3 protein-coding genes and 1 pseudogene are annotated in these 6000 nt (G+C 75.0%); all 4 read left to right on the forward strand.

Going from position 1 to position 6000, the window contains the following annotated elements; genetic code table 11:
* The first annotated feature begins 20 nt into the window (after positions 1 to 20).
* The gene (gene pheT, locus ABZ573_RS23390) at positions 21 to 2567 is read left to right on the forward strand and encodes a phenylalanine--tRNA ligase subunit beta (RefSeq protein WP_358120883.1); all 2547 of its coding nucleotides are present in this window, start codon (positions 21 to 23) and stop codon (positions 2565 to 2567) included.
* Positions 2568 to 2742: 175 nt separating this feature from the next.
* The gene (gene argC / locus ABZ573_RS23395; RefSeq protein WP_358120886.1) at positions 2743 to 3744 is read left to right on the forward strand and encodes an N-acetyl-gamma-glutamyl-phosphate reductase; all 1002 of its coding nucleotides are present in this window, start codon (positions 2743 to 2745) and stop codon (positions 3742 to 3744) included.
* Positions 3745 to 3775: 31 nt separating this feature from the next.
* On the forward strand, positions 3776 to 4948 hold the full coding sequence (gene argJ, locus ABZ573_RS23400; RefSeq protein ID WP_151454077.1) for a bifunctional glutamate N-acetyltransferase/amino-acid acetyltransferase ArgJ: 1173 nt from the start codon (positions 3776 to 3778) through the stop codon (positions 4946 to 4948).
* A pseudogene (gene argB, locus ABZ573_RS23405) lies at positions 4945 to 5829 on the forward strand (acetylglutamate kinase); the annotation flags it as partial. The gene argJ and the pseudogene argB, both read left to right, overlap by 4 nt.
* Positions 5830 to 6000: the final 171 nt, after the last annotated feature.

Genomic DNA, 6000 nt, shown 5'->3' on the forward strand with positions numbered 1-6000 from the left:
TGGAGACGGTGGTCTGAGTCATGCGAGTTTCTGTCAGTTGGCTGCGGGAGTACGTCGACCTCCCGGCCGACCTGCCCGCCGGCGACCTGGAGCAGGCCCTGGTCGGCCTGGGCATCGAGGTCGAGTCCGTGGTGGACCTGCGGGAGACCGTCACCGGTGCGCTGGTGGTCGGTGAGGTCCGCGAGATCGAGGAGCTGACCGGCTTCAAGAAGCCGATCCGGTTCTGCCGGGTCGACGTCGGCGACGCCAACGGCACCGGCGAGCCGCAGGAGATCGTCTGCGGGGCGCGCAACTTCGCCCCCGGCGACCGGGTCGTGGTGATCCTCCCCGGCGGCGTGCTGCCCGGCGGCTTCGCCATCGGCGCGCGCAAGACGTACGGGCGCAACTCCCACGGCATGATCTGCTCCGCGCGGGAGCTGGGCCTGGGCGACGACCACGACGGCATCGTCGTGCTGCCTGCGGACACCCCGGCCAAGCCGGGCGACGACGCGCGGCCCGTGGTCGGCCTCGACGACGTCGTGGTCGACCTGGAGATCACCCCCGACCGGGGGTACGCGATGAGCGTCCGCGGCCTGGCCCGGGAGCTGTCGCACGCCCTCGGCGTGCCGTTCCGCGACCCGGGCCTGGCGCCCGCGCCCGGCGGCACCGCCGAGCCGGCCTACCCGGTCGAGGTGCGCGACACCGTCGGCTGCGACCGGTTCGCCGCCCGCCTCGTGCGCGGCGTCGACCCGACGGCGCCGACCCCCGACTGGATGCAGCGGCGGCTCACCGTCGCCGGCATCCGCAGCATCTCGCTGCCGGTCGACATCACCAACTACGTGATGCTCGAACTGGGCCAGCCGATGCACGCCTTCGACGCCGACCGGATCGCCGGGCCGCTGGTGGTCCGCCGCGCCGAGGCGGGGGAGAAGCTGACCACCCTGGACGGGGTCACCCGCGCCCTCGCGCCCGAGGACATGGTCATCTGCGATGAGACCGGCCCGATCTCACTGGCCGCCGTGATGGGTGGCGAGACCAGCGAGGTCGTCGCCGGGACGACGAACGTGCTCTTCGAGGCCGCCCACTGGGACCCGGTGATGGTCGGGCGCACCGCCCGCCGGCACAAGCTGTTCAGCGAGGCGGCGAAGCGGTGGGAGCGGGGCGTCGACCCGGCCCTGCCGCTGGTGGCCATCGCGCGGGCGGTCCGGCTGCTCACCGAGCACGCGGGCGGCGCGGCCGGTGACGAGATCCTCGACATCGACCACGTCCGGCCGCGTACCCCGGTCGTCCTGCCGGCCGACCTGCCGAGCCAGCGGATCGGCGTGAACTACCCGCCCGCGCGGGTGGCCGCCCTGCTGGAGCAGGTCGGCTGCACGGTGGCCCGGGGCGCCGACCGGCTGGCCGAGGACCCGGGCGAGGTCGGCGTGGCCGCCGGCACCGGGGGCGCGCTCAGCGTCACCCCGCCGACCTGGCGGCCCGACCTGACCGACCCGGCCGACCTGGTCGAGGAGGTGGTCCGCCTCGACGGGTACGACCGGGTGCCGTCGGTGCTGCCGACCGCGCCGCCCGGCCGCGGCCTGACCTGGCAGCAGCGCCGCCGCCGGGCCGTGGCCCGGTCGCTCGCCGAGCGGGGGTACGTGGAGGTGCTCGCGCACCCGTTCGTCGCCCCCGGGCTGGCCGACCAGCTCGGCCTGCCGGCCGACGACCCGCGCCGGAGCGCGGTGCGACTGGCCAACCCGCTGTCGGAGGAGGAGCCGCTGCTGCGCACCACGCTGCTCGGCCCGCTGCTCGGCATCGCGAAGCGCAACCTCGGCCGGGGCCAGCGCGACCTCGCCCTCTACGAGATCGGCGCGGTGTTCCACCCGCGTCCCGACGCCGGCCGCCCGCCGGCGATGGGCGTGGACCGGCGACCCACCGACGAGGAGTTCGCCGCCGCCGACGCGGTGGTGCCCGACCAGCCCCGGCACGTCGCCGTCGTGCTGACCGGCGACGTGGAGCCGGCCGGCTGGTGGGGCGCGGGCCGCCCGGCCGGCTGGGCGGACGCCGTGGAGGCCGGCCGCGACGTGCTCGCCGCCGCCGACGTCCCGGCGGACCGGATCGAGGTCCGGGCCGCCGAGTACGCCCCCTGGCACCCCGGCCGCTGCGCCGAGCTGCTGGTCGACGGCACGGTGGTCGGGCACGCCGGCGAGCTGCACCCGGCTGTCGTGGCGGCGCTGGAGCTGCCCCGGCGGACCAGCGCCATGGAACTGGACCTGGACGCGCTGCCGGCCGCCCCGGTGGCGTCCGGGCCGGTCGTCTCGGGCTTCCCCCCGGCGCTGATCGACGTGGCGCTGGTGGTGGACGCCTCGGTGCCCGCGGCGCAGGTGCAGCAGGCCCTCGTCGAGGGCGCCGGTGGGCTGCTGGAGCAGGTGCGCCTGTTCGACGTGTACGCCTCGGAGCAGCTCGGTGAGGGGCGCAGGTCGCTGGCGTACAAGCTCACCTTCCGGGCCCCGGACCGGACGCTGACCGTGGAGGAGGCGGTGGCCGCCCGGGACGCGGCGGTCGCCCGCGCCGCGGAGCGCTTCGGCGCCACCCTGCGCGGCGCCTGAGTGACGACGAGGGCTCCTTCCGCCGGCGCGGGAGGAGCCCTCGTCGTTCCCCGGCTCCGCAGGCGGGTGGGAGCGTGATCGGGACCAGTCTCATTCCCATGCAGTCGACTGCATGAACTTGCAGGCAGGTGCCGCCGCTTGCTAGCCTCCTCTGCATAGTCATGCGGAGGTGGGGATGGGTATCCGAGTCGCGGTCGCCGGGGCGAGCGGCTACGCCGGCGGCGAGCTGATCCGCCTGGTCGCCGGGCATCCGGAGTTCGATCTGGTCGCCGCCACCGCGCACAGCCAGGCCGGGCACCGGCTCGACGTCGTACACCCGCAGCTCGCCGGCCTGGACCTGGTCCTCGGCGAGACGGACGCGGCGACGCTGGCCGACGCGGACCTGGTCTTCCTGGCCCTGCCGCACGGACAGTCGGCGGCCCTGGCTGCCCAGCTGCCGCCCGAGGTCCGGGTCGTCGACCTGGGCGCCGACCACCGGCTCGCCGACCCCTACGCCTGGGCCAACTACTACGGCGGCACGCACGCCGGGCCGTGGACCTACGGCCTGCCCGAGCTGCCCGACCAGCGGGAGCTGATCGCCGGCGCCACCCGGGTCGCCAACACCGGCTGCTACGCCGCCGCCATCATCCTGGCCCTCGCCCCGCTGATCGCCGCCGGCGCCGCCTCCCCGGCCGACGTGGTGGTCGTCGCCGCCTCCGGCACCTCCGGCGCCGGCAAGGCGGCCAAGCCGCACCTGCTCGGCAGCGAGGTGATGGGCGACCTGTCGCCCTACCGCGTGGGCACCCACCAGCACGTCCCGGAGATCAAGCAGGCCACCGGCGCGACCGGCCTGTCGTTGACCCCGGTGCTCGCGCCGATGCCCCGGGGCATCCTCGCCACCGTGACGGCGGTGCCGGCCCGGGGCGTCGACCCGCGGGCGGTGCTCGCCGAGGCGTACGCGGACGCGCCCTTCGTGCATGTCCTGCCCGAGGGGGCCTGGCCGCACACCGCCGCCACCCTCGGCTCCAACTCCTGCCACCTGCAGGCCACGGTCGACGTCGACTCCCGCCGGATGATCGTGCTGAGCGCGCTGGACAACCTCGGCAAGGGCGCCGCCGGCCAGGCCGTGCAGAACGCCAACCTGATGTGTGGCCTGCCGGAGACGACGGGCCTGTCCACCTGGGGAGTCGCGCCGTGAGTTCCGTAGCCACGAACGAAGGACTGGTGCAGTGAGCGTCACGACTCCGCGGGGGTTCCGGGCGGCCGGGGTGGCCGCCGGGCTCAAGACCAGTGGCGCGAGCGACGTCGCGCTGGTCGTCAACGACGGCCCGGACGCCGGTGTCGCCGGCGTGTTCACCGCCAACCGGGTCAAGGCCGCGCCGGTGCTCTGGACGCAGCAGGTGGTGCGCGGCGGCGTCGCGCGCGCCGTGGTGCTCAACTCCGGTGGCGCCAACGCCTGCACGGGCCCGGCCGGCTTCCAGGACACCCACGCCACGGCCGAGCACACCGCCGCCGCGCTCACCGCCGCCAGCCCGCGGCTGATGCTGGGCGCCGCCGACGTGGCGGTCTGCTCGACCGGCCTGATCGGCGAGCGGCTGCCGATGGGCAAGCTGCTTCCCGGCGTACGCTCGGCGATCCGCCGGCTGGCGCGCGACGGCGGCCCGGCGGCGGCCGAGGCCATCATGACCACGGACACCCGGCCCAAGACCGCGGTGGCCCGGGGCAGCGGCTGGACGGTCGGCGGCATGGCCAAGGGCGCCGGCATGCTCGCCCCGGCGATGGCCACCATGCTCTGCGTGCTGACCACGGACGCGGTGGCCGGGCCCGAGGCCCTCGACGCCGCCCTGCGGGAGGCGTGCCGGGTCACCTTCGACCGGATCGACTCCGACGGCTGCATGTCGACAAACGACACGGTGCTGCTGCTGGCCAGCGGCGCGAGCGGCATCGCGCCGACCCCGGCCGAGCTGGCGGCGGCGGTCACCGCCGCCGCCCACGACCTGGCACAGCAGCTCATCGCCGACGCCGAGGGCGCCACCAAGCAGATCGCCATCGACGTGGTCGGCGCGGCGAGCGAGGACGACGCGGTCGAGGTGGGGCGCTCGGTGGCGCGCAACAACCTGGTCAAGACCGCGCTGTTCGGCAACGACCCGAACTGGGGCCGGATCCTCGCCGCCGTCGGCACCACCGCCGCCGCGTTCGAGCCCGACGGGGTCGACGTCGCCGTCAACGGCGTCTGGGTGTGCCGCTCCGGCGCCGCCGCCGAGGACCGGTCGAAGGTCGACCTGACCGGCCGGGACGTCACCATCCGCATCGACCTGCACGCCGGCGCCGCCGAGGCCACGATCTGGACCAACGACCTGTCCCATGCGTACGTGCACGAGAACTCGGCCTACTCGACATGAGCCTCTCCACCGACCTCGCCCGCGCCCAGGTCAAGGCGGCCACGCTGATCGAGGCGCTGCCCTGGCTGGCCCGCTTCTCCGGCTCGACCGTCGTGGTCAAGTACGGCGGCAACGCCATGGTCGACCCCGAGCTCCAGCGGGCCTTCGCCGCCGACATGGTCTTCCTGCGTTACGCCGGCCTCCGGCCGGTCGTGGTGCACGGGGGCGGCCCGCAGATCTCCGCCATGCTCGGCCGGCTGGGCATCGCCAGCGAGTTCCGGGGCGGCCTGCGGGTCACCACCCCGGAGGCGATGGACGTGGTCCGGATGGTCCTGGTCGGCCAGGTCGGCCGGGAACTCGTCGGCCTGATCAACGCCCACGGCCCGTTCGCGGTGGGCCTCTCCGGCGAGGACGCCGGACTGTTCACCGCCGTACGGCGGCCCGCGTACGTGGACGGGGAACCGGTCGACGTCGGGCAGGTCGGCGACGTCGAGTCGGTCGACGTCTCAGCGGTCACCGACCTGATCGGCGCCGGTCGCATCCCGGTTATCTCCACCGTGGCGCCCGACGCCGACGGGGTGCTGCACAACCTGAACGCCGACACCGCCGCCGCCGCGCTCGCCGTCGCCCTGGACGCCCGCAAGCTGGTGGTCCTCACCGACGTGCCGGGCCTCTACGCCGACTGGCCCGACACCGACAGCCTGATCAGCGAGATCACCGTCGACGAACTGGCGGCGCTGCTGCCGTCGCTGTCCAGCGGCATGGTCCCGAAGATGGAGGCGTGCCTACGGGCGGTGCGGCAGGGCGTGCCGGCCGCGCACGTCGTGGACGGCCGCGTCGCCCACTCCACGCTGCTGGAGGTCTTCACCTCGGAAGGATTCGGAACCATGGTCGTGAGCGCGAGGAGTGTGGGAGCGGAGCGACCAAGCCCCGCAGTCGCGAACGGAGAGGGTGCCGTGAGCGTGAGGAGTGCGGGAGCGGAGCGACCAAGCCCCGCAGTCGCGAACGGAGAGGGTGCCGTGAGCGTGAGGAGTGCGGGAGCGGAGCGACCAAGCCCCGCAGTCGCGAACGTA

The sequence above is a fragment of the Micromonospora sp. NPDC007220 genome, assembly GCF_040634035.1.
In the GTDB taxonomy this organism is placed as follows: Bacteria; Actinomycetota; Actinomycetes; order Mycobacteriales; family Micromonosporaceae; genus Micromonospora; species Micromonospora reichwaldensis.